This is a genomic window from Streptomyces sp. NBC_01275 (assembly GCF_026340655.1).
In the GTDB taxonomy this organism is placed as follows: Bacteria; Actinomycetota; Actinomycetes; order Streptomycetales; family Streptomycetaceae; genus Streptomyces.
In genome coordinates this window covers 3,998,524-4,020,666 of the sequence record NZ_JAPEOZ010000001.1, presented here as the reverse complement: position 1 = coordinate 4,020,666, position 22,143 = coordinate 3,998,524, and the positions used below count along the sequence as shown (strand labels likewise).

The following is a 22,143-nucleotide window of genomic DNA, read 5'->3' as shown; positions in this document are numbered from 1 at the left end:
GCCCGCGCATGCCAACTCGCGTTGATCTCCACAGCAGCCGCCGTACGTACTCCGACAGCCGTAGCGCCGACTACACGTTGTTCTTCACCGAGGTCTGAGGTGCGGCCGGCGGCTCGCGCAGCCGCCGGTCCAGCGCCAGCGACAGTTCCGCCTCCACCACGCTGCGGGCCAGGGGGCGTAGCCGGGGCAGGTCGGCCTCGGTGGCGTGGCGCAGGACCAGGTCGGTGAAGAGGCCGGCGAGGGCGTCGGCGTGTTCGCGGACCCGGGCGCCGACGGAGAGGACCTCGGCGAGGGGGATGCCCTCGCGGACCAGCGCGGCGGAGACGTCCAGCAGACGTCGGCTGATGTGGACGATCTCGTCGCCGTCGGTGCCCAGATAGCCCAGGTCGAGGGCGGCGGCGAGGTTCTCCGGGGTGACCTGGCCCTCGAAGCGGGCGGCGAGCTCCTCGGGGGTGAGGCGGACCGGCTCCTCCTCGGTGGGGCCGCCGAGGCCGATCAGCTCGGCGACGTCGTGCCCGTGGTCGAGGGCGTCCGCCAGCTCGGCGATGCCGGTGAGGGTGTGGCCGCGCTCCAGCAGCGCCGCGATCGTGCGCAGCCGGGCCAGATGGCCGTCGTCGTACCAGGCGATACGGCCCTGGCGGCGGGGCGGCCGCAGCAGCTTGCGCTCGCGGTAGAAGCGCAGGGTGCGCACCGTGATGCCGGCCTTCTCGGCCAGCTCCTCCATGCGGTATTCACGCTTGTCTGCCACGCCCGCACCCTATGTCGTACCCCGGGTAACTTTCCCCGTCCGGCCCCTACCGCTCGGTACGGAGCTGCCCTACAGTCCGACTGCGCCAGTGTTCACTGGCGGGGTCGTGGGACAGTGGGAGGTGTCGGGATGACCGAGCATGTGCGGGTGGCGGTGATCGGGTCCGGGTTCGGCGGACTGGGGGCCGCCGTGCGGCTGCGCCGCGAGGGGATCACCGACTTCGTCGTCCTGGAGCGCGCCGACAGCGTGGGCGGCACCTGGCGGGACAACAGCTACCCGGGGTGCGCCTGTGACGTGCCCTCCCACCTGTACTCGTTCTCCTTCGCGCCCAACCCCGAGTGGCCGCGCACCTTCTCCGGGCAGGAGCACATCCGGGCCTATCTGGAGCACGTCACGGACGTCTTCGGGCTCCGGCCCCACCTCCGCTTCGGGGCCGAGGTGCAGCGGATGACCTGGAACGCGGCGGAGCTGCGCTGGGACATCGAGACGGCCGCCGGCGCGCTCAGCGCCGACGTCGTCGTCTCCGCCACCGGCCCGCTGTCCGAGCCGAAGACCCCGGACATCCCCGGCCTGGACTCCTTTCCCGGCAAGGTCTTCCACTCCGCCCGCTGGGACCACGACGCCGACCTCGCCGGGAAGCGGGTCGCCATGGTCGGCACGGGCGCGTCCGCCATCCAGATCGTGCCCGCCCTGCAGCCCCTCGTCTCGCGGATGACGCTCTTCCAGCGCACCCCGCCGTGGGTGATGCCCCGGGTGGACCGTGCCATCAGCGGCGCGGAGCGCGCCCTGCACCGGACGCTGCCCTTCACCGCCCGACTTCGCCGGGGGCTGCTCTGGGGCATCCGCGAACTCCAGGTCCAGGCCTTCACCAAGCACCCCAACGAGCTGGGCTTCGTCGAACAGCTCGCCAAGCGGAACATGGCCCGCGCGATCAAGGACCCGGCCCTGCGCGCCAAGCTCACCCCCGACTACCGCATCGGCTGCAAGCGGATCCTGCTGTCCAGCGCCTACTATCCGGCCCTCGCGCAGCCCAACGTGGACCTGGTGGCCAGCGGGCTCGCCGAGATCCGCGGGTCCACGCTCGTCGCCGCCGACGGCAGCGAGGCCGAGGTCGACGCGATCGTCCTCGGCACGGGCTTCCACGTCACCGACATGCCGATCGCCGACCGGGTCGTCGGCGCCGCCGGGCATACTCTCGCGGAGTCCTGGAAGGACGGCATGGAGGCCCTGCGCGGCGCGTCCGCCGCCGGCTTCCCCAACTGGATGACGATCATCGGGCCCAACACCGGCCTCGGGAACTCCTCCATGATCCTGATGATCGAGTCCCAGCTGAACTACATGGCCGACTACCTGCGGCAACTGAACGTCCTCGGCGGCCGCGCCGCCCTCGACGCCCGCCCGAGCGCCGTGCACGCCTGGAACCGGCGCGTGCAGGACCGTATGCAGCGCACGGTGTGGAACACGGGCGGCTGCACCAGCTGGTATCTGGACGCAGGCGGGCGCAACACCACCGTCTGGCCGGGGACGACCGGAGAGTTCCGGCGCGCGACCCGACGGGTGGACCTCGCCGAGTACGAGGTCCTGCGCGCGCCCGCCCACCAGAGCCCCGAGACCGCCCAGAGCGCCGCGACCGCCGACAGCGAGGTGACCGCGTGACCCCGGCCGCCGTCCGCGCACTCACCGTCGTCTCCGCCGACGGCTCCCGGCTGCACGTCGAGGTCCACGGCCCCGACGACGCGCCCGCCGTCGTCCTCGCCCACGGCTGGACCTGCTCCACGGCCTTCTGGGCCGCCCAGATCCAGGGCCTCGCCGCCGACCACCGCGTCATCGCCTACGACCAGCGCGGCCACGGACGCAGTCCGGTGAGCGCGGTGTGCAGCACGGACGCGCTCGCCGACGACCTCGAAGCCGTACTGGAAGCGACCCTCGCGACCGGCGAGAAGGCGGTGATCGCCGGGCACTCCATGGGCGGCATGACCGTCCTGGCGGCGGCCGCGCGCCCCAAGCTGAGGGAACACGCCGCCGCCGTCCTGCTGTGCAGCACCGGTTCCTCGCGGCTGGTCGCCGAGTCCACCGTCGTACCGATCCGCCCCGGCCGGTTGCGGACCTGGCTGACCCGGCACATCCTCGGGGCGAGGGCGCCCCTCGGACCGGTCACACCGGTCGCGAAGAAGATCCTCAGGTACGCCACGATGGGCGCCGGATCCGCCCCGCACCTGGTGGAGTCGTGCGCCCGGATCGTGCACGCCTGCCCGCGCCGGGTGCGGCACTCCTGGTCGCAGGTCCTCGACCGGCTCGATCTCGACCACGGCGTACGGGAGTTGACCGTCCCGACGGCGGTGGTCGTCGGGACCGGCGACCGGCTGACCCCGCCCGTCCACGCCCACCGGATCGCCGCAGCGCTCCCGCACAGCCTCGGCGTCACCGAACTGCCCGGCCTCGGCCATATGACACCGGTCGAGGCGCCCGACCTGGTCACCGGCCGGATCCGCGAACTCGTCACCACGTACACGCAGTTGAAGGAGGGCGCATGAGCCACAAGGTCAGCCTCGAAGGGCAGGTCGCCGTCGTCACCGGCGCCGCCCGGGGCGTCGGCGAGCTGCTCGCCCGCAAGCTCTCCGCGCGCGGAGCGACGATCGCGCTGGTCGGCCTGGAGCCGGACGCGCTCAAGCAGGTCGCCGAGCGGCTGCACGGCGACAGCGCCCACTGGTATGCCGACGTCACCGACCAGGAGGCCATGTCCCGGGTCGCTGCGGAGGTGAAGGAACGCTTCGGCAAGGTGGACGTCGTCGTCGCCAACGCGGGCGTCGCGTCCGGCGGACCCTTCGTCGACTCCGACCCGGAGGCCTGGCGCCGGGTCATAGAGGTCAACCTCGTCGGCTCGGCGGTCACCGCGCGCGCGTTCCTGCCGGTGCTGCGGGAGAGCCGGGGCTATCTGCTCCAGATCGCCTCCCTCGCCGCGATCACCCCGGCGCCGATGATGACCGCCTACTGCGCGTCCAAGGCGGGCGTGGAGGCGTACGCGCACTGTCTGCGCGCCGAGGTCGGCCACCAGGGCGTGCGCGTCGGCGTGGGCTACCTGTCCTGGACCGACACCGACATGGTGCGCGGGGCCGACCAGGACGAGGTGATGCGGGAGCTGCGCGGGCGGCTGCCGTGGCCGGCGAACAAGACGTACCCGCTGGGCCCGGCGGTGGACCGGTTGGTCGCCGGCATAGAGCGGCGGTCGAGCCATGTGTACGGACAGGGGTGGCTACGCGGGATGCAGGGCGTACGCGGCTGGCTCCCGGCGCTCATCGGGACCGTCGGACAGCGCGAGATGAAGCGGTTCGAGCCCAGGCTGCGGGGCATGCGGACGGGGCTGGTGGGAGCGGGCGGAGCGGCCGACGAAGAGGCGCGCGCTACGCACCGTAGTTGATCGAAATGCGCGGCCTGTCGTCCCGTGTGAGTCTGGTCGAGGCCCCACCACGGGGCCCCAACCCCCCTCATCTCCCACAGGAGTGAACCCACATGGGTATGAAGGACAAGTTCCAGGACCAGTCCCAGAAGCTGCAGGAGCAGGCCAAGGAGAAGGCTGCGCACACGAAGGAGCAGATGCAGCAGCGGGGCAAGCAGGGCGGCCAGCAGGGTCGCGACGAGGCGTCCGAGCGGATGCGGCGCGAGGCGGACGAGCGGCGCGACCGGGATCACGACATGTAGCGTGCGCTGCTGAAACGAAACGTGGGTGCCCTCCCGGTCTCTGGGGAGGGCACCCACGTTCGTGTCACTGAAGGCCCTGCCGCCTCGGCAGCTTCGGACGTGAGCGGTTCGGTACCGCGCTGAGGTCCGGGGGGTTCGCCGGGGGGTTGAGGGCCAGCAGGTCCAGGGCCAGGCGGATCGCGTCGTCGAGTTGGGCGTGGCGGCCCTCTGCCCAGTCCAGGGGGGTGCGCAGGACCTCCAGGTCGGGGATGACGCCGTGGTTCTCGACGGACCAGCCGTAGGCGTCGAACCAGGCCGCGTTCATCGGAACGGTGATGACCGTGCCGTCGCCGAGCTGGTGGCGGCCGGTCATGCCGACCACTCCGCCCCAGGTGCGCTGGCCGACCACCGGGCCCAGCTTGAGCAGCTTGAAGGCCGCCGTGATCATGTCGCCGTCGGAGGAGGTCGCCTCGTCCGCCAGGGCCACCACCGGCCCGCGCGGGGCGTTGGAGGCGTACGACACCGGCTGGGCGTCGCGGGTGAGGTCCCAGCCGAGGATCCTGCGCGTCAGCTTCTCCACGACCAGTTCGCTGATGTGGCCGCCCGCGTTGCCGCGCACGTCCACCAGCAGCGCGGGCCGGGACACCTCCATCCGCAGGTCGCGGTTGAACTGGGCCCAGCCCGAGCCGCCCATGTCGGGGATGTGCAGATAGCCGCACCGGCCGCCGCTCAACTCCCGTACGACCGCACGCCGTTTGGCGACCCAGTGCTGGTAGCGCAGGGGGCGTTCGTCGACGAGGGGGACCACGGCGACCCGGCGCGCGTGGCCTGCGTCGCCCTCCACAGGGGTGAACGTCAGCTCCACCGTCGTGCCGCCCGCGCCCGCCAGCAGCGGATACGGGCCGGTCAGCGGGTCCACCGGGCGTCCGTCGACATGGGTGAGGACCGCGCCCTCCCGGATCCCGGTGCCGGCCAGCGGCGAACGAGCCTTGGAGTCGGAGGACTCGCCGGGCAGGATCCGCCGGACCGTCCACCCTCCCTCCCGGTGCACGAAGTCGGCCCCCAGCAGCCCCTGTCGGCGCTGGTAGTGCGGCGGCCCCTCGTTGCGGCGGGCGGGGGTGACGTAGGCGTGGGAGGTGCCCAGTTCGCCCAGGACCTCGCGCAGCAGGTCCGCGAACTCGTCCGGGGACGCGACCCGTTCGACCAGCGGCCGGTACTGCTCGAGGACCGCGTCCCAGTCGATCCCGCACATCCCGGGGTCCCAGAAGTAGGCGCGGATCAGCCGGCCCGCCTCCGCGTACGCCTGCCGCCACTCGGCGCCGGGATCCACCTCGTGCAGGATGCGGCGCAGGTCGATCCAGACCGTCGAGTCGAGGTCCCCGGACTCGGTGGAGGGCGTGGCGCGCAGCTCGCCCTCGTCGACCACGACCAGCCGGGTGCCGTCCCCGCTGAGCGCGAACCAGTCCAGGTGGTCGACGAGTTCGGACTTCTTCGCCTTGGAGATGTTGAAGAACTCGAGGGTCGGACGTCCGCTGGTGTCGTCCGGGTTGGCGAACGTCTCGCCCAGCGCCCCCGAGATCGGCCAGCGCAGCCACACCAGCCCGCCGCCCGCCACCGGGTGCATCGCCGAGTACTTGGACGCCGTGACGGGGAAGGGGGTGACCCGGCTCTCCAGGCCCTCGACCTCGACGGTCACCGCCCCGTCGCCGCCCTCCTCGTCCTCCACCGGGTCCAGGCCCCCGGCGGCCGGGCGGCCCTCCGGGGTCAGCGCGAACGGGGACGGGGTCGCCGACGACAACGGCACCAGGTAGGGCCGGCAGCCCAGCGGGAAGGACAGGTCCCCGGTGTGGACGTCGTACACCGGGTCGAAGCCGCGCCAGGACAGGAAGGCCAGATAGCGGCCGTCCCGGGTGAACACCGGGTTCTCGTCCTCGAAGCGGCCGTTGGTGACGTCGACGATCAGCCGCTCGCCCTCTCCGTGGCCGATCCCGGAGATCCGCGCCATCTTGATCTGGCGCAGGGAGCGGCCGATCCCGGGATGCGACCAGGTCAGCCACGCCCCGTCCGGGGAGAAGGCGAGGTCGCGGACGGGCCCGTTGACCGACGAGATCAGCTCGGTGACCACCCCTCCCCCGGGGTCCGTCCGGGAGGCGTCCCCGGCGTCCCCGGCGCCCTCGGCGCCCGCGGCGGCAGCCGCATCTTCGGACACGGTGATGAGCAGCAGCCGGCCGTCGTGCGCGGCGATGGCGAGGCGTTCGCCGTCCGGGTCGGAGACCATCTCCAGCACCCGGCCCAGCTCTCCGGACGCCAGTCGGCGCGGCGCGCGGTCGCCGCTGGCGCGCGGCAGATAGGCGATCTCGACGGCGTCCTCGCCGTCTGCGTCCGTCACATAGGCGACCTGTCCGCCGGAGCCGAGCATCTCCGGCAGCCGCACCCGCACCCCGGGCGTGTCGGTGATCGTCCGCGCGGGGCCGTCGCGGTGCGTCAGCCAGTACAGACTCCCGCGCACCACGACCGCGCTCGCCCGCCCGGTCTCGTCCACCGAGATCCCGTCCACATGCTGGGCGGCCGGGATCTGGTACGGCCGCCGCCCCGCCCGGGGTCCGCTCAGCCGTACGTCGATCCGGCGCGGCTCGGAGCCGGCCGCGAGCTCGTCGACGATCCACAGGTCTCCGGCGCACTGGTACACCACCCGGGTGCCGTCGCTGGAGGCGTGCCGGGCGTAGAAGGCGTCGTGGTCGGTGTGCCGGCGCAGGTCGGAGCCGTCGTGGGCGCAGGAGTAGAGGTTGCCGACGCCCTCGTGGTCGGAGAGGAAGGCGATCCGGCCGCCGACGACCATCGGGGAGTGGAGGTGCCCTTCGAGGCCTTCGAGGAGCCGCTGTCCGTGCAGCCACAGACGGCCCATGGCCCCGCCCCGGTAGCGCTTCCAGGCGGCGGGCTCGTGCGGGGGAGTGCCGGTGAGCAGGAGGGTCTTCCGTTCCCCCGCGATGTCGGCGACCTGGAGGTCGGAGACCGGGCCCCAGGGGAGTTTGCGGCCGGGGGCGCCGTCGGTGGGGACCTTGTAGGCCCAGGTGAAGTAGGAGAAGGGCTCGCCGTGGGAGGCGACGGCCAGGATGTCCGTGGCGCCGTCCTGGTCCGGGGGCGTCCAGCCGCAGACCTGGGTGTCCAGGCTGCCCCAGTAGGTCAGCCGCCGTCCCGGCCCGCCGTCCACCGGCACCAGATGGATCTCGGGGACGAGACTTCGCCAGCTGGTGTACGCGATCTCGCGGCCGTCGGGGGAGAAGCGCGGGTGTCCGGCCTTGGCGCGGTCGACGGTGAGCCGCCAGGCGCGGCCCGGTTCGTCCAGGGGGGCCAGCCAGAGGTCGTCCTCGGCCACGAAGCACAACAGGTCACCGTTGAGATGGGGCAGACGCAGATAGCTCACCTCCCCATGCTTTTCCGGGGGATGGACCGGAGCAACTTATGACATTCGAGATCTTTCTGGATCTGCAAGGGGCGAGGTGAGCCACGACACGTACGAAACTGTTTCGTTTCGCAGGCGGGTGCGCTACATTCGTCACAGTGGACGACTGAGCGGAAGGGTGAGTGGCATGACTGAGGTCGCAACGGCGCGTCGCAGTCGGATCACGCCCGAGCGCGAGGCCGAGCTGTACGAGGCCGTGCTCGACCTGCTCCGGGAGGTCGGCTACGACGCCCTCACCATGGACGCCGTGGCCACCCGTACGCGGTCCAGCAAGGCGACGCTCTACCGCCAGTGGGGCGGCAAGGCCGAGCTGGTGGCGAAGGCGGTGCGGCACAACAAGCCGGTCCACTCCCTCGGGGAGATCGACACGGGCTCGCTCCGGGGCGACCTGTACGCCCTCACACAGCAGTCGGACGACTGCCAGATGGAGCAGAACTCCGCGCTGATGCGGGGTCTGGCCATGGCGGTCCACGGCAACCCGGACCTCCTGAAGGCGTTCAAGGAGCATCTCATCGAGCCGGAGATGGCGGAGTTCCGCCGGGTGCTGGCGCGGGCGGTCGCCCGGGGCGAGGTCCGTGCGGACAACCCGGCGGCCGACTTCATGATGCACATGATGATCGGGGCGTTCGCCGCCCGCACGCTGCTCGACGAGCAGCCGCCGACCCAGGAGTTCCTCCTTTCGTACATCGACGCAGTGGTCCTCCCCGCCCTCTGCGCGCCCCCCACCTCCTGATCGTCCTCTGATCGCCCTCCTGATCACCCTCTGACCGTCCCCACGGTCCGCCCATCCTGACGTCACCGCTCACGTCGTCGGGCCGATCACCCCTGCTCTCCCCGCCGGGTTGGTCACCCCTGCCCTGAACACCCCACGACCTGACCGGGAGTACGCCTCCGTGGCCACGTTCCTCTACAACCTCGGCCGGTTCGCCTTTCGGCGACGGCACTTCGTCGCCCTGATATGGGTCGCGCTGCTGACCCTCGCGGGAGTCGGCGCGGCCTCCGCGCCCGCCGCGGGCTCCACCTCCTTCTCCATTCCGGGCGTCGAGGCGCAGAAGGCCTTCGACCTGCTGGAACAGCGTTTCCCCGGCTCCAGCGCCGACGGCGCGACCGGGCGCATCGTCTTCAAGGCGCCCGAGGGCGAGAAGATGACGGACGCCGACAACAAGGCGATCGTCGACAAGACCGTCAAGGCGCTGAGCGACGGCTCCGAGGTCGTCTCCGTCGCCGACCCGTTCACGACCAACGCCGTCAGCAAGGACGGCACGGTCGCCTACACGTCGGTCAAGTACGAGCTGCCCGGCATGGAGCTGAAGGACGCGACCAGGGACGCCCTCGAGACGGCCGCGGACGACGCCCGGGCCGACGGCCTGACCGTCGACGTCGGCGGCGACGCGCTGCAGGCCGCCGCCGAACCAGGCGCGGTCGGCGAGGCCGTCGGCCTCGCCATCGCCGCGGTCGTCCTCGTCATCACCCTGGGCTCGCTGGTGGCGGCCGGACTGCCGCTGCTGACCGCGATCATCGGCGTCGGCATCGGCGTCTCCACCATCACCGCCCTCGCCAGCGCGCTCGACCTCGGCGACACCACCTCCACGCTGGCGCTGATGATCGGCCTCGCGGTCGGCATCGACTACGCGTTGTTCATCGTCTCCCGCTACCGCGGCGAGCTGGCCGAGGGCCGCGACCGCGAGGAGGCGGTCGGCCGCGCCACCGGCACCGCCGGCTCGGCGGTGGTCTTCGCGGGCCTCACGGTCGTGATCGCCCTGGCGGGCCTCGCGGTCGTCAACGTGCCCATGCTGACCAAGATGGGCCTCGCGGCGGCGGGCACGGTCGTCGTCGCCGTCCTCATCGCGCTGACCATGATCCCGGCGCTGCTCGGATACGCGGGCAAGAAGGTCAAGCCGGCCGGCGAGAAGAGCACGAAGGCCAAGGCCAGGGCCGAGAACAAGGCCGACGGCAAGGGCAAGGGCAAGGCCAAGGACAAGGCGACCGACGGAACGGGCGAGCCGGTCAAGCCCGGCCTGGGCGTCCGCTGGGCGAGCTTCGTCATCCGCCGGCCGGCCGCCGTGCTGCTGCTCGGCGTGATCGGCCTGGGCACGATCGCGCTCCCGGCCAGCCAGTTGGAACTGGGCCTGCCCGACGACGGCTCGCAGCCGACGTCCACCACCCAGCGCCGGGCGTACGACCTGCTGTCGGAGGGCTTCGGCCCCGGCTTCAACGGCCCCCTGATGATCGTGGTCGACGCCAAGAACAGCGACGACCCCCAGGCGGCGGCCACCGCGGTGACCGACGACGTCAAGGGACTCGAGGACGTCGTCACGGTGACCCCGCCGACGTTCAACAAGGCCGGCGACACCGCGATGATCACCGTGATCCCGAACTCCAAGCCCTCCTCGACGCAGACCGAGGACCTGGTGCACTCCATCCGGGGCGCGGGGGCCGACGTCACGGCCGACACGGACGCGAAGGTGCTGGTCACCGGCACCACCGCGATGAACATCGACTTCTCGCAGAAGCTCAACGACGCGCTGATCCCGTATCTGGGCCTGGTGGTCGGCCTGGCCTTCCTCCTCCTCATCGTGGTCTTCCGCTCGATCCTGGTCCCGCTGAAGGCGGCCCTCGGCTTCCTGCTCAGCGTGCTCGCCGCGCTCGGCGCCGTGGTCGCGGTCTTCCAGTGGGGCTGGCTCGGCGGCCTGATCGGCGTCGAGGAGACCGGCCCGATCATGTCGATGATGCCGATCTTCATGGTGGGCGTGGTCTTCGGACTCGCGATGGACTACGAGGTGTTCCTCGTGACCCGGATGCGGGAGGCGTACGTCCACGGCGAGTCCCCGAGCCAGGCCGTGGTGACCGGCTTCCGGCACAGCGCCCGGGTCGTGGCCGCCGCCGCGATCATCATGATGGCCGTCTTCGGCGGCTTCATCAGCTCCAGCGAGTCGATGATCAAGATGATCGGCTTCGGCCTCGCGATCGCCGTCTTCTTCGACGCGTTCATCGTGCGCATGGCGATCGTGCCGGCGGTGCTGGCGCTGCTCGGCAAGCGGGCCTGGTGGCTGCCGAAGTGGCTGGACCGCGTGCTGCCCAACGTGGACGTCGAGGGCGAGGGCCTGAAGCCCCCGGCCGACACCGCGTCCTCCCGCGACGGCGACGAGGACCGGGAGCTGGCACGGGTGTGACGCACCGGGCCGGCTGAACACCGACCGGCCGAACACCTGAAGGACAGTCGAAGACCGCCGGTGAGGGTTCCGTGGGGACGGGGCGCCCTCACCGGCTTTTTCCTTGTGACCCACTTTCGGGTGAGGCCCGCTGCGGTGAGGGCCGTGCGGGGTCGACGGGACAACGGGTCCGACGCGTTCAGTACATAGATGGATATTGAAGGCTACCGTCACCGGTATATGCACGATTCGTAACGTGATGCCCTATCAGGGCACTTAGGGCGGATTCGGTAGGCAAGTCTTGGGTCTGCGGCCCCCAGGCCGCGACCCGCACCAAGCAAGGAGACCTTGTGTCCGTTTCCTCTGTGTCCGCCCGCCGTCTCGCCGCAGCCGTGCTCGCCGCCGGCGCCGTCGTCGGAGCGGTGGCGCTGCCGGCGTCCGCCGCCGACCACGCGCGTCCGGACCGGCCGAAGGTGGAGATCAGCGACGTCCAGTACGACGCGCCGGGCTGGCGCGACAACTCCCGCCGCTCCCTGAACAAGGAGTGGGTGGAGCTCACCAACACCACCCGCCACACGATCAACCTGGACGAGTGGACCCTCTCGGACGAGCAGGGCGAGACCTACACCTTCAGCGACTACCGTCTGGCGCCCCGCGCCACGGTCCGCGTCCACACCGGCAGGGGCCACGACACCGACACCGACCTGTACCAGGACCGCCGTCGCGAGGTGTGGGACAACCGCTCCGACACCGCCACGCTGCGCAACGACCACGGCCGCCGCGTCGACGAGGTCTCCTGGGGCCACCACCACGGCCACGACCACGGCGGCGACCGCGGCCACGGCGGCGGCCACGACCACGGCCACGGCGGCGACCGCCACTGACGTTCGCCCGGCGACCGACCCGCACTGACGGCGACGCGCCCGACCCTTCCAGGTCGGGCGCGTCGCCGTCGTTACGTGGGTACGTCGGTACCTCAGTCGTCGGTACCTCAGTCGGTCAGTTGGTGAAGTTCAGGTACTTCCAGGCCCCGTGGGTCGTCGAGTTGACGCTGTCGCCGGAGGTGCCGTTGATGTACGACGAGCGGACCCGGGCGCGGATGCCGGACTCGCCCGGGGCGCCCAGGCTCACGGCCGACCTGCCGTCGGTGGCCAGGGCGAAGTACTCGGACCCCGAGTCGTACCAGGAACCCTGGTAGTACACCTGGAGCTGGAGGCGCTGCTTGCGGCCCTGGTAGTAGTTCATGGTCGTGGTCAGCACCGGGGCGGTGTTCTTGTGGAAGTAGTAGTACGTCGTCGAGCCGATCTTCCCCGTCTTGTAGTGCTTGGAGACGGTGGTGGAGACCTTCGCGTGGGCGTACGCGGTCGACTTCGCGGTCTTCTCGGCGGACCGCGCGTCGCCCGCGAAGACGGCGGTGACGGTCGTGTCGCGGGTCATGTCGACGACCGCCGACAGGTTGCCCTTCGAGTTGACCTTGGCGGTCTTGACCAGCTTCTTCGGTTTGTCGGAACCGAACGGGTCCGAGTAGATCGCGACCGTGCGGTTCTTGTACGTCGAGCCGAGGTGCGCGGTGAAGGCGACGTCCTTGCCGTACGCGTACAGCTTGCCGTTGTTGGTGAGGGTGAGCGCGGTCGCCTTGCGGGAGACCGTCACCGCGTCGGAGCCGGAGACGGCCGCGTGGGCGGCGTCGCCCGCGTAGGTCACCTTGTAGACGACCTTGCCGCCGGCGGGCGGGGTGTCCGTGAAGGAGAAGCTGCCGTCGGCCTTCGTGGTGACGGCCGCCAGCGCCTTGCCGCTCGGCGACTCGAGGTCCGTACGGGTCACCTTGAGGCCGGTGCCCGCCGGGAGCGCCGTCTTCGAGGCCAGCTTGCCGGTGACGGTGAGCTTCTTGGCGCGGTCCGCCTTCGCGGGGGCCGTCACCTTGAGCGTCGGCAGCTCCTTCGTCGGGTCGGTCAGCGTCCGCAGGGTGTACGCGCCGCCGTCGTTCACGGAGACCGCGAACACCCGGCTGCTGTCCGGCGCCCAGGCCAGCGCGCCGTCCACCAGGGTGTCGGCGCCGCTGCTGTCGCCGGTGTTGGGGAAGTCGTACTCCCGCACCGGCGTCGGGTCGCCGGGCCGGTGGATGTGGACGTCGGGCTCGTACCAGGAGAAGCTGCCGCCCGCGACGCTGCCGTCGGGCGCGACCTGCACCGCGTTCGGGTACGCGTCGATCGGGTAGCCCGTCTGCTCGGTGAGGTCGGCGGTGGAGTAGGCGCCGATGCCGTAGCCGAAGTCCGGGTCGCCCCACGAGGTGAGGACCTGCTTGCCGTCGGGCGTCAGGTCGATCTGCTTCACGGAGGTGTCCATGTCGCCCTTGGTCCGCAGCACCGCGCCGTCGGCCGAGACGTCGTACACGGCGAGCCCGCCGCCGGTGCCGGCCACCAGGACGCCCGGGGCGGCCGGGTCGGAGCCCAGCAGCGTCGTGCCGCCGAAGAAGTCGACGTCCCCGCGCTGGGCGAGATGCACGACGGGCTCGGCGCCGGAGACGTCGAGCGAACCGAAGTTCGTGCCGTAGCCGAACCAGATCCGGCCGTCCACGACCTCCAGGTCGGTCGGCGCCGCCCCCACCGGGTAGCTCGCGGTCTGGGTGTACGTCCCCGTCTCCACCGAGACGATCCGGTTGCCGCTCTTGACGGCCGCGTACAGCTGCCCGGAGTCGGCGGACAGCGCCAGGCCGCTCACGCCGGACAGCCCGGTCAGGGTCGCCTTGACGGCGCCCGCGTAGTCGGTGACGACGATCTTGCCGCCGGTCGGGTCGGAGACGTAGACCCGCTGGTGGACGCCGTCCACGACGAGGTCGCCGACCGACTTCACCGCAAGGACCTTGGCGGAGTCGGCCACGGCCACTCCCGCCGAACCCGCGGCGATCACCGCGGAGCTGAAGACGACCGCGAGCGTCGTCGCGGCCGAGATGCTGCGCCTGCGCACAGTACTGAACCCCCAGGAAACAAGCCCGGTGTCCGCCGGGCGAGACAAGTGGCCTGCGTCCCCCCTCGCGCCCGCTGCGGGCGCGTGAACGCGGCTGAGCAGCAGCGTATGGCATGCCAGTGACAACCGAGAACGGGATATCGCTAGCGTGCGGTCCATGACGACGACCGGCACGCATCCCCGTTCCCCCGAGGCCCTCGTGGACATGTGCGAGCGCGCCGCGTGACCCCGCTGGTCACCGCGGCCGTCCTGCTCGCCGCGGTCACCCACGCCGGCTGGAACGCCATCGCCCACCAGATCACCGACAAGCTCGTCGGCTTCGCGCTCATCGCCGGCGGCGGCGCCCTCATCGGTCTCGCGCTCGTGGTCCTCGCGCCGATCCCGGCGGCGGCCGCCTGGCCCTATCTGATCGCCTCCGCCTTCATCCACACCGCGTACTTCGTGCTGCTGATGCGGTCGTTCCGGCTCGGCGACTTCGGGCAGGCCTACCCCCTCGCGCGCGGTTCCGCGCCACTCGTCGTCACCGTCCTCGCGGCCGTCTTCGCGCACGAGGTGCCGGACGGCTGGGCGGCCGCCGGCATCGTGCTGTCCTGCACGGGGCTGACCGGCGTCGCCCTGTGGGGGCTGCGCGGACGGCGGCCGAACTGGGCGGCGATCGGGGCCGCGCTGGCGACCGGGCTCACCATCGCCTCGTACACCGTCGTCGACGGACTCGGCGTGCGCGCCTCCGGGGCCACGCTCGGGTCCGCCCTCGGGTACATCGGCTGGCTGCTGGCCGCGGAGGGGGTCGCGATCCCGGTGTTCGCCCTCTACCGCTGGCGCGGCCGGACCCTCGCCGTCGTACGCCCCTTCGTCGGCGTGGGCTTCCTCGGCGCCGTCCTGTCCGTCCTCGCCTACTCCCTCGTCCTGTGGGCCCAGACCCGCGCCGAACTGGCCCCCGTCGCCGCCCTGCGCGAGTCGTCGATCATCGTCGGAGCGGCGATAGGGGCCCTGCTCTTCAAGGAACGCTTCGGCGCGCCCCGCATCGCCGCGGCCGGACTCCTCGTCATCGGCATCGGGCTGATGCTGTACGCCGGTTGAGGACGTACGCGGCCGCGTACCCGGCCGCTACGGTCGAACGTACGGCCGCGTCAGGATCTCCATGTTGTGGCCGTCCGGGTCGGCGAAGTACGCGCCCCGGCCGCCGAACAGGCCGTTGATCCGGCCGGGTTCGGTGTGCCGGGGATCGGCGTAGTAGGTGACCCCGACCGCCTCCAGCCGGGCGATCATGTCGTCGAACTGCTCCTCCGGCACGAGGAACGCGTAGTGCTGGGACTGGATCGGCTCGTCGCGCTTCTCGTAGTAGTCGAGCGTCACGCCGTTGCCGAGGTCGAGGGGGAGGAACGGCCCGAAGGGGGCGCCGACCTCCAGGCCGAGGATCACCGCCAGGAACTCGGCCGAGAGGGACCGGTCGCTCGCGTAGACGGCGTGGTGGTCGAGCAGGGGCATGGCCATATGAGGTGGTTTCTCCGTGTCTGGGGTTTCCGGGGGTGGGGAACTCTGGAAAACGCGGAGAAGTACGGCGGGCCTCTCGCCCGCCCCGGGCTCATGCCGAGGCCGGGAGTCCCACTCGTGAATGGCCCATGGCCGACCCGGCAGTCACGTCACCGACCGTAGCGCCCGGCGTCCCGCCGTCGCAACGAAGATCTCGGCCATCACCGGCCCCGCATCCGCGTCGGGGTTCCTCCCGAAGCCCTACGACCAGCGCCCGACGCGTCCCCGCGGATCAGGCGGTTACGGTGAAGTCATGCCCGAGACCACACAGTTCGGCCCCGACGGCGGCCCCGACGACCTCGCCGCGTACTTCCGGCGGATCGGCTGGGAGGGGGAGCGGCGGGCCGACGCGGCGACGCTGCGGGGCGTGCATCTCGCCCACATCCGCGCCATCCCCTTCGAGAACCTGGACCCCGTACGCGGCACCGCCCCCTCCCTCGCCCCCGCCGACCTGATCGCCAAGCTGGTCCGCAGCCGGCGCGGCGGCTACTGCTACGAGCACAACACGCTGTTCGCGGCCGCCTTGGAGGCGCTCGGGTTCCGGGTGACCCGGCTGACGGCGCGGGTCGTCGTCGGCGCGGAACGGTTCGAGGACCGCCCGCGCACCCACATGACCCTCCTCGTCGAGGCCCCCGACGACCCGCGTCCGCACCAGCAGTACCTCGCCGACGTCGGCTTCGGCGCTCCCGGAGCCCTGCTCGAACCGGTCCCGCTGACGACGGACGGCGAGTTCTGGGGCGCGGGCCGCGCCCACCGCCTGGTCCACGCCCCGCACCGGGGGCCGCTGGAGCTGTGGGTGCTGGAGGCACAGCGGGAGACAGGCCGGGAGACCGGCGGGGAGACAGACACGGAGACCGGCGGGGAGGCAGGCCGGGAGACCGGTGGGGAGACCGGCGGGGAGACCGGCGGGGAGACCGGCGGGGAGGCAGGCCGGGAGACCGGCGGGGAGAGCGCCTGGCAGGCGCAGTACGCCTTCACCCTCGAACCCTTCGAGAAGCCCGACTTCGAGGTGATCAACTGGCACATCGCCACCAACCCCCGCTCCCCGTTCAGCCGCCGCCCCTACGTCCAGCGCGTCACGCCGGACGGCCACCTCCTCCTCGACGGCGACCTCCTCACCGAGACCCACGCCGACGGCACGGTGCGCGAACGCCGGCTCACGGGAGAGGCGGAGGTGCGCAAGGCGCTCGACGAGGAGTTCGACATCGCCGTCCCGGAGGGGTGCGGGCCCACAGTGTGAGGAGCACCCTGGAAGCAGTACTTCCGGAGGTGATCGTCATGATGCACACCACTGCGATGCGTACCACCGTGGGATGGCATGTCGAGCTGGAGTTCGAGGAGGACGAGCGGCACACGCGCGCGGTCGCGCTGGTACGGCTGCCCGACGGGACCGAGATCAAGGCCCACGGACACGCCAGCCGGCACAACGTCGACGCCAATCAGCCACGGGTCGGCGAGGAGATCGCCGGCGCCCGTGCCCTCAACGAGATCGCCATGCAGTTGCTGACCAAGGCCCACCTGGAGATCGACGGCGCGTCCGGGCGGACCTCGCACTCGATCAACGTATGAGCTCGGTCGACGTAGGAGGCTCGATCACCGTACGGCGGCGGCGGCCACCGCCCGCACCAGCGCCTGCGCCCGTGGGTCCGCCGTCACGCTCGTGCGGAAGCCGTTGGTGACATAGCCGAGGGCGATGCCCGACTCGGGGTCGGCGAGGCCGAGGGCGCCGCCGCGGCCCGGGTGGCCGAAGGAGGAGGGCGACAGGAGCGGGGACGCGCCGCCGTGCAGCATGTAGCCGAGGCCGAACCGGGTGTTCACCACGAGCACCCGGTCCGCCCCCGCCGACTGCTCGCCGCGCGCCAGCGCCACCGTCTCCGGCGTGAACAGCCGCACCCCGCCCTCCACCTCGCCGATCAGCGACGCGTAGAAGCGGGCCAGACCGTCCGCCGTCGCGATGCCGTTGGAGGCGGGCAGGGCGGCCGCGCGGTAGTCGGGGTCGTTCTCGTCGGGCAGCGGGGTGATCGCGGCGAAAGCGCGGCGGGTGAGGGAGGAGGGATCGGCGTAGGCGTCGGCGACGGACCGTTTGGGCCGCGTCCGCAGACCCCCGGCCGGGAAGGGCGCGTCGACCTGCCCCACACGCCCCACGCGCGCGCTCTGCGCCTGCGGCAGCCCTAGCCACAGATCGGCGCCGACCGGCCCGGCGATCTCGTGCGCGATCCACTCCCCGATCGGCCGCCCGGTGACCCGCCGCACCAGCTCGCCCGTCAGCCAGCTGTACGTCTGCGCGTGGTAGCCGTGGTCCGTGCCCGGCTCCCACACCGGCGCCTGCGCCGCGACCGCCGCCGCGCCCCGCTCGGGGTCGGCGGCCTCGGCGGGCGTCAGCGGCCGGTCCAGCACGGGCACGCCCGCGCGATGCGCGAGCAGCTGCCGCACGAGCGTCCGCTCCTTGCCCGCCGCCTTGTACTCCGGCCAGTACGCCCCCACCGGCGCGTCCAGATCCAGCGCCCCGCGCTGATGCAGCAGCAGGAGTACGGCGGCGGCGACGCCCTTGGTCGCGGACCGCACGATCTGCGCGGTGCCGCGCTCCCAGGGAGCCCCGCCGACCCCGCCGTCCACGTCTCGCGTGCCGCCCCACAGGTCGACGACCTTGCGCCCGTCCCGGTAGACGGCCACGGCCGCGCCCCGGTCCCCGAGCGCCTCGAAGTTCCCTGCGAACGCTTCCCGGACCGGCTCGAAGCCTTCGGCGACCGTGCCGTTCACTTCCACGTCCCTGCTCCTCGTCTCGCTGCCGGGGTCTCCCTTTCAGCCAAGCAGGATCGTGACGTCGATGTTCCCGCGGGTCGCGTTCGAGTACGGGCACACCTGGTGCGCCGCGTCCACCAGCTTCGCGGCGAGGTCGGCGTCGAGGACGGGGAGCGAGACGCTGAGGGCGACGGCCAGGCCGTAGCCCTTGCTCCTGTTCGGGCCGATGCCGACCTTCGCGGCCACCGTCGACCCGGTCAGGTCGAACCCGGCGCGGTTGCCGACGAGAATCAGCGCGTTGTGGAAGCAGGAGCTGTAGCCGGCCGCGAAGAGCTGCTCCGGGTTGGTGCCGTTGCCGTCGCCGCCCAACTCCGGCGGCATCGCCACCTTCAGCTCGATCTGCCCGTCCTGGCTGGTCACGTACCCGTCGCGGCCGCCGTGCGCGGTCGCCTCGGCGACGTACATGATCTTCGTCGGACGGCTGTCGGCGCTGTCGGCGCTGTCGGCGATGTCAGCGGTGTCGGCGGCGTCGACGGTGGTGCCTTCAGTCACGGCGGGACCTCCCCCAGATCTTCACGCGGAGCGCTCGGTTCCCTCACGCTCCATTGCATCGTGCACAAGGTACCCACCGGTAGGTATCCGCTTGTCCACGGGGGGGTGGGAAACGTCAGTGGGCGCGGTCCGTCGCGCCGTGCGCCGCCCGCTCCGCGAGATCCCACAGCTCCTCGCGCAGCCGCGTGACCTCCGCCATCTCCAGGCCCGTCGTCGTGAGCAGCGCGCCGGGGACGCGCGCCGCGCGCCCCTTCAGCTCCTCGCCGCGCCCGGTGCACGCGACCAGCACCGAGCGCTCGTCGCGCGCCGAGCGCTCCCGGCGCACCAGACCCGCCGCCTCCAGCCGTTTCAGCAGCGGCGACATGGTGCCGTAGTCCAGCCGCAGGGCCGACGCCAGCTCCTTGACCGTGGTCTCGCCGCGCTCCCACAGGACCAGCAGGACCAGGTACTGCGGGTAGGTGAGGCCCAGCTCGTCCAGGAGCGGCCGGTACGCGGCCGTCACCGCGCGCTGGGCCGCGTACAGGGCGAAGCACAGCTGCTCCTCCAGCAGGAGCGAGCGATCGCCCGCACGGGTCTCGTTCGTCACGCGCGCATTCGTCACGCGCCCATTGTCACGGAACGCGGGTCGAACCCGAAGGGCAGCTCCAGGCGATGGGCCCGCATGAGGGTGTCGTCGGCGAGCAGATCGGCGGTCCGCCCGTCCGCGGCGATCACGCCCTCGCTCAGGATCAGGGCGCGCGGGCACAGTTCGAGGGCGTACGGCAGGTCGTGCGTGACCATCAGGACGGTGACGTCCAACGACCGCAGGATGTCGGCGAGTTCGCGGCGCGAGGCGGGGTCGAGATTGGACGACGGCTCGTCCAGGACCAGGATCTCCGGCTCCATCGCGAGGACCGTCGCGACGGCGACCCGCCGCCGCTGGCCGAAGGAGAGGTGGTGCGGCGGGCGGTTCTTGAACTCGGCCATGCCGACCTGCGCGAGCGCGTGGTCGACGCGCTCCTCCAGCTGCGCGCCCTTCAGTCCGGCGGCCGCCGGCCCGAACGCCACGTCCTCCCGGACCGTCGGCATGAACAGCTGGTCGTCCGGGTCCTGGAAGACGATGCCGACCTTGCGCCGGATCTCGGCCATGTGCCGCTTGCCGACGGGCAGTCCGGCCACCGTCACCGCGCCCGCGCCGCCGCTCAGGATGCCGTTGAGATGCAGCACGAGGGTGGTCTTGCCGGCGCCGTTCGGCCCGAGCAGCGCAACCCGCTCCCCGCGCCCGATGGAGAAGTCCACGCCGAACAGGGCCTGATGGCCGTCGGGGTAGGCGAAGGCGAGGCCCGAGACCTCCAGGGAGGCGGTCACGTCAGCGGTCGCGGAGGCAGCATTCACAGGGGCAGCGGTCACAGGGCCCATCCCAACACGCAGACGACGAGGGCGGCGAACGGCAGGGTCAGCGCGTACGTCCACTGGGCCCGGGACGCGGTCGCCTCGTCGATCACCGGCATCGAACCTGCGTACCCCCGGCTGACCATGGCCAGGTGCACGCGCTCCCCGCGTTCGTAGGAGCGGATGAACAGGGCGCCCGCGGACTTCGCGAGCACCCCCCAGTGCCGTACGCCCCGCGCCTCGAAGCCGCGCGACTCCCGGGCGATCCGCATGCGCCGCATCTCGTCCGTGATGACGTCGCCGTAGCGGATCATGAAGGAGGCGATCTGCACGAGCAGCGGGGGCAGCTTCAGGCGTTGCAGGCCCAGGAGCAGTTCGCGCAGTTCGGTGGTGGAGGCGAGGAGCACGGAGGCGGCCACGCCGAGGGTGCCCTTGGCCAGTACGTTCCACGCGCCCCACAGGCCGTTGACGCTGAGCGACAGGCCCAGGACGTCCACCCGCTCGCCCTCCGCCACGAACGGCATGAGCACGGCGAACGCGACGAACGGCACCTCGATCAGCAGCCGCTTCAGCAGGAAGCCGGCCGGCACGCGCGCGCGGTACGCGACGAAGGCGAGCAGCACGGCGTACAGGCCGAACGCCCACATCGCCTCCCGCGGCGTCGACACCACGACCACCACGAAGGCGAAGACGGCGGCGAGCTTGGTGTGCGGCGGCAGACCGTGCACGGGCGAGTGCCCGTGCCGGTACAGCCGATGCGCGTGCCCCGCGCCCACGCCGTCAGGCGCTCTCTACGGCGGACGGCGACCCGTCGGTCGTACGGCGTCGGCGCACCGCCCAGAACACGGCGCTGCCCGCGACGACGGTCGTGCCGACGCCGATGACGCCCGCGAGGCCGCCGGAGAGGCGGGCGTTCTCCACGTCCTCGACGCCGTAGTCGGCGAGCGGGGAGTCGGCGTTCGCGTGCTTCTCGGCCTTCGCGTCGATGCCCTGGTCCGCGGCGACCTTCTCCAGGCCGTCGGGGTTCGCGGAGGCGTAGAAGCTGACGAAGCCCGCGAGGACCAGGGAGGCGACCAGACCGGTCACCCACAGCGTGCGGCGCGAGGTGCGCGCCGCCACGGGCGTCGTGCGCGCCCCCTCGGCCGCGGGCGCGTCCACGAGCACGCCGTTCACCCGCAACTGGAGCTTCTGCTCCAGCCCGCGCGCGCCGTGGACGAGGTCCGGGCGTACGGCGATCACGGCGCCGACCGTCAGTGCGGTGATCGCGGCCTCGCCGACGCCGATCAGCACATGCACGCCGATCATCGCGGTGGCGACCTTGCCGATCGCCACGTCGGTGGTGCCGCCGATCCAGTACAGGAGCGTGAACGTCACGGCCGCGGCCGGGACGGACAGCACGGCGGCGACGAAGGAGGCGGCCGTGATCGAGCGGCGGCCGCGCGGCAGCACCTTCACCAGACCGCGGAAGACCGCGTACGCCACGACCGTCGTCACGATGGCCATGTCGGTGACGTTCACGCCGAGGGCGGTCAGCCCGCCGTCGGCGAAGAGGATGCCCTGCATCAGCAGGACCACGGACACGCACAGGATCCCTGTGCAGGGACCCACGAGTATCGCGGCGAGCGCGCCGCCGAGCAGGTGTCCGCTGGTCCCCGCGGCGACGGGGAAGTTCAGCATCTGCACGGCGAAGATGAACGCCGCCACCAGACCGGCCAGCGGCGCCGTCTTCTCGTCGAGCTCGCGGCGCGCGCCGCGCAGGCTCACGGCGATGGCGCCGGCGGCGACCGCTCCGGTCACGGCGGAGGTCGGGGCGTTGATGAATCCGTCGGGTACGTGCACCCGTCGATGATAGTGGCTTAATGCGAATGGTTCGCAAGAGCGAGTGGCTTGTCTTCGGCGCTCGCCCTCGACGCCGGTCCTCGATCCTGGTCCTCGCG

General features: G+C 71.9%; 20 protein-coding genes. 10 read left to right on the top strand and 10 right to left on the bottom strand.

The window, feature by feature from the left end; all coding sequences use genetic code 11:
• Positions 1–70 precede the first annotated feature (70 nt).
• Positions 71–748 carry a MerR family transcriptional regulator gene (locus OG562_RS17545; protein ID WP_266398671.1) on the bottom strand — a complete coding sequence of 226 codons (678 nt, stop codon included), beginning with the start codon at positions 746–748 and terminating at the stop codon, positions 71–73.
• A gap of 129 nt (positions 749–877) precedes the next feature.
• Between OG562_RS17545 and OG562_RS17540 the strand changes: the two genes are divergently transcribed.
• The 4 genes from OG562_RS17540 to OG562_RS17525 all read left to right on the top strand — a co-directional run bounded on the left by OG562_RS17540 (position 878) and on the right by OG562_RS17525 (position 4,447).
• Positions 878–2,404, top strand: a complete 1,527-nt coding sequence (locus OG562_RS17540) for an NAD(P)/FAD-dependent oxidoreductase (protein WP_266398670.1) — start codon at positions 878–880, stop codon at positions 2,402–2,404.
• Positions 2,401–3,282 (top strand): alpha/beta fold hydrolase, encoded by an 882-nt coding sequence (locus tag OG562_RS17535; RefSeq protein WP_266398668.1) that lies wholly within the window; start codon positions 2,401–2,403, stop codon positions 3,280–3,282. Before OG562_RS17540 ends, OG562_RS17535 begins: the two co-directional genes overlap by 4 nt.
• Positions 3,279–4,166 carry an SDR family oxidoreductase gene (locus tag OG562_RS17530; protein WP_266398666.1) on the top strand — a complete coding sequence of 296 codons (888 nt, stop codon included), beginning with the start codon at positions 3,279–3,281 and terminating at the stop codon, positions 4,164–4,166. Before OG562_RS17535 ends, OG562_RS17530 begins: the two co-directional genes overlap by 4 nt.
• A 92-nt stretch (positions 4,167–4,258) precedes the next feature.
• Positions 4,259–4,447, top strand: a complete 189-nt coding sequence (locus tag OG562_RS17525) for a hypothetical protein (RefSeq protein WP_266398664.1) — start codon at positions 4,259–4,261, stop codon at positions 4,445–4,447.
• 64 nt (positions 4,448–4,511) lie between these two features.
• On the opposite strand, the gene OG562_RS17520 is transcribed toward OG562_RS17525, so the two are convergent.
• Positions 4,512–7,850: a S41 family peptidase gene (locus OG562_RS17520; RefSeq protein ID WP_266398662.1), complete on the bottom strand. Its 3,339-nt coding sequence runs from the start codon at positions 7,848–7,850 to the stop codon at positions 4,512–4,514.
• 166 nt (positions 7,851–8,016) lie between these two features.
• Between OG562_RS17520 and OG562_RS17515 the strand changes: the two genes are divergently transcribed.
• The 3 genes from OG562_RS17515 to OG562_RS17505 all read left to right on the top strand — a co-directional run bounded on the left by OG562_RS17515 (position 8,017) and on the right by OG562_RS17505 (position 11,925).
• Positions 8,017–8,622 carry a TetR/AcrR family transcriptional regulator gene (locus OG562_RS17515; protein WP_266398660.1) on the top strand — a complete coding sequence of 202 codons (606 nt, stop codon included), beginning with the start codon at positions 8,017–8,019 and terminating at the stop codon, positions 8,620–8,622.
• Positions 8,623–8,782: 160 nt separating this feature from the next.
• Positions 8,783–11,062 (top strand): MMPL family transporter, encoded by a 2,280-nt coding sequence (locus tag OG562_RS17510; protein WP_266398658.1) that lies wholly within the window; start codon positions 8,783–8,785, stop codon positions 11,060–11,062.
• 329 nt (positions 11,063–11,391) lie between these two features.
• Positions 11,392–11,925 (top strand): lamin tail domain-containing protein, encoded by a 534-nt coding sequence (locus tag OG562_RS17505; RefSeq protein ID WP_266398655.1) that lies wholly within the window; start codon positions 11,392–11,394, stop codon positions 11,923–11,925.
• Between the two features lie 115 nt (positions 11,926–12,040).
• Here the strand turns inward: OG562_RS17505 and OG562_RS17500 are convergent, their stop codons facing one another.
• Complete coding sequence (locus OG562_RS17500; RefSeq protein WP_266398653.1) at positions 12,041–14,008, bottom strand: YncE family protein; 1,968 nt, start codon at positions 14,006–14,008, stop codon at positions 12,041–12,043.
• A 222-nt stretch (positions 14,009–14,230) separates the two neighbouring features.
• Here OG562_RS17500 and OG562_RS17495 point away from each other — a divergent pair, with 222 nt between their 5' ends.
• Complete coding sequence (locus tag OG562_RS17495) at positions 14,231–15,088, top strand: EamA family transporter (RefSeq protein ID WP_266409346.1); 858 nt, start codon at positions 14,231–14,233, stop codon at positions 15,086–15,088.
• A 27-nt stretch (positions 15,089–15,115) separates the two neighbouring features.
• Here the strand turns inward: OG562_RS17495 and OG562_RS17490 are convergent, their stop codons facing one another.
• Complete coding sequence (locus OG562_RS17490; RefSeq protein ID WP_266398650.1) at positions 15,116–15,502, bottom strand: VOC family protein; 387 nt, start codon at positions 15,500–15,502, stop codon at positions 15,116–15,118.
• Positions 15,503–15,794: 292 nt separating this feature from the next.
• Between OG562_RS17490 and OG562_RS17485 the strand changes: the two genes are divergently transcribed.
• Together OG562_RS17485 and OG562_RS17480 are read left to right on the top strand one after the other, a co-directional pair.
• Positions 15,795–16,781, top strand: coding sequence for an arylamine N-acetyltransferase (locus tag OG562_RS17485; RefSeq protein ID WP_266398648.1), 987 nt, complete (start codon positions 15,795–15,797; stop codon positions 16,779–16,781).
• Between the two features lie 38 nt (positions 16,782–16,819).
• The gene (locus OG562_RS17480) at positions 16,820–17,110 is read left to right on the top strand and encodes a DUF1876 domain-containing protein (RefSeq protein WP_266398647.1); all 291 of its coding nucleotides are present in this window, start codon (positions 16,820–16,822) and stop codon (positions 17,108–17,110) included.
• 24 nt (positions 17,111–17,134) lie between these two features.
• Here the strand turns inward: OG562_RS17480 and OG562_RS17475 are convergent, their stop codons facing one another.
• From OG562_RS17475 to OG562_RS17450, 6 genes are all read right to left on the bottom strand, one after another.
• Complete coding sequence (locus tag OG562_RS17475; RefSeq protein WP_266398646.1) at positions 17,135–18,307, bottom strand: serine hydrolase domain-containing protein; 1,173 nt, start codon at positions 18,305–18,307, stop codon at positions 17,135–17,137.
• 36 nt (positions 18,308–18,343) lie between these two features.
• Entirely contained in the window at positions 18,344–18,748 is a 405-nt protein-coding gene (locus tag OG562_RS17470) for an organic hydroperoxide resistance protein (RefSeq protein ID WP_266409343.1), read from the bottom strand.
• Positions 18,749–18,950: 202 nt separating this feature from the next.
• Positions 18,951–19,421 (bottom strand): MarR family winged helix-turn-helix transcriptional regulator, encoded by a 471-nt coding sequence (locus OG562_RS17465; RefSeq protein ID WP_266409340.1) that lies wholly within the window; start codon positions 19,419–19,421, stop codon positions 18,951–18,953.
• Between the two features lie 11 nt (positions 19,422–19,432).
• A complete protein-coding gene (locus tag OG562_RS17460) occupies positions 19,433–20,233 on the bottom strand; it encodes an energy-coupling factor ABC transporter ATP-binding protein (protein ID WP_266398643.1) in 801 nt (266 codons plus the stop codon).
• Positions 20,221–20,982: a cobalt ECF transporter T component CbiQ gene (cbiQ, locus tag OG562_RS17455; protein ID WP_266398641.1), complete on the bottom strand. Its 762-nt coding sequence runs from the start codon at positions 20,980–20,982 to the stop codon at positions 20,221–20,223. The genes OG562_RS17460 and cbiQ overlap by 13 nt, the downstream gene beginning before the upstream one ends.
• Before the next feature lie 4 nt (positions 20,983–20,986).
• Positions 20,987–22,045, bottom strand: coding sequence for an energy-coupling factor ABC transporter permease (locus OG562_RS17450; RefSeq protein ID WP_266398626.1), 1,059 nt, complete (start codon positions 22,043–22,045; stop codon positions 20,987–20,989).
• Between the last annotated feature and the right edge of the window lie 98 nt (positions 22,046–22,143).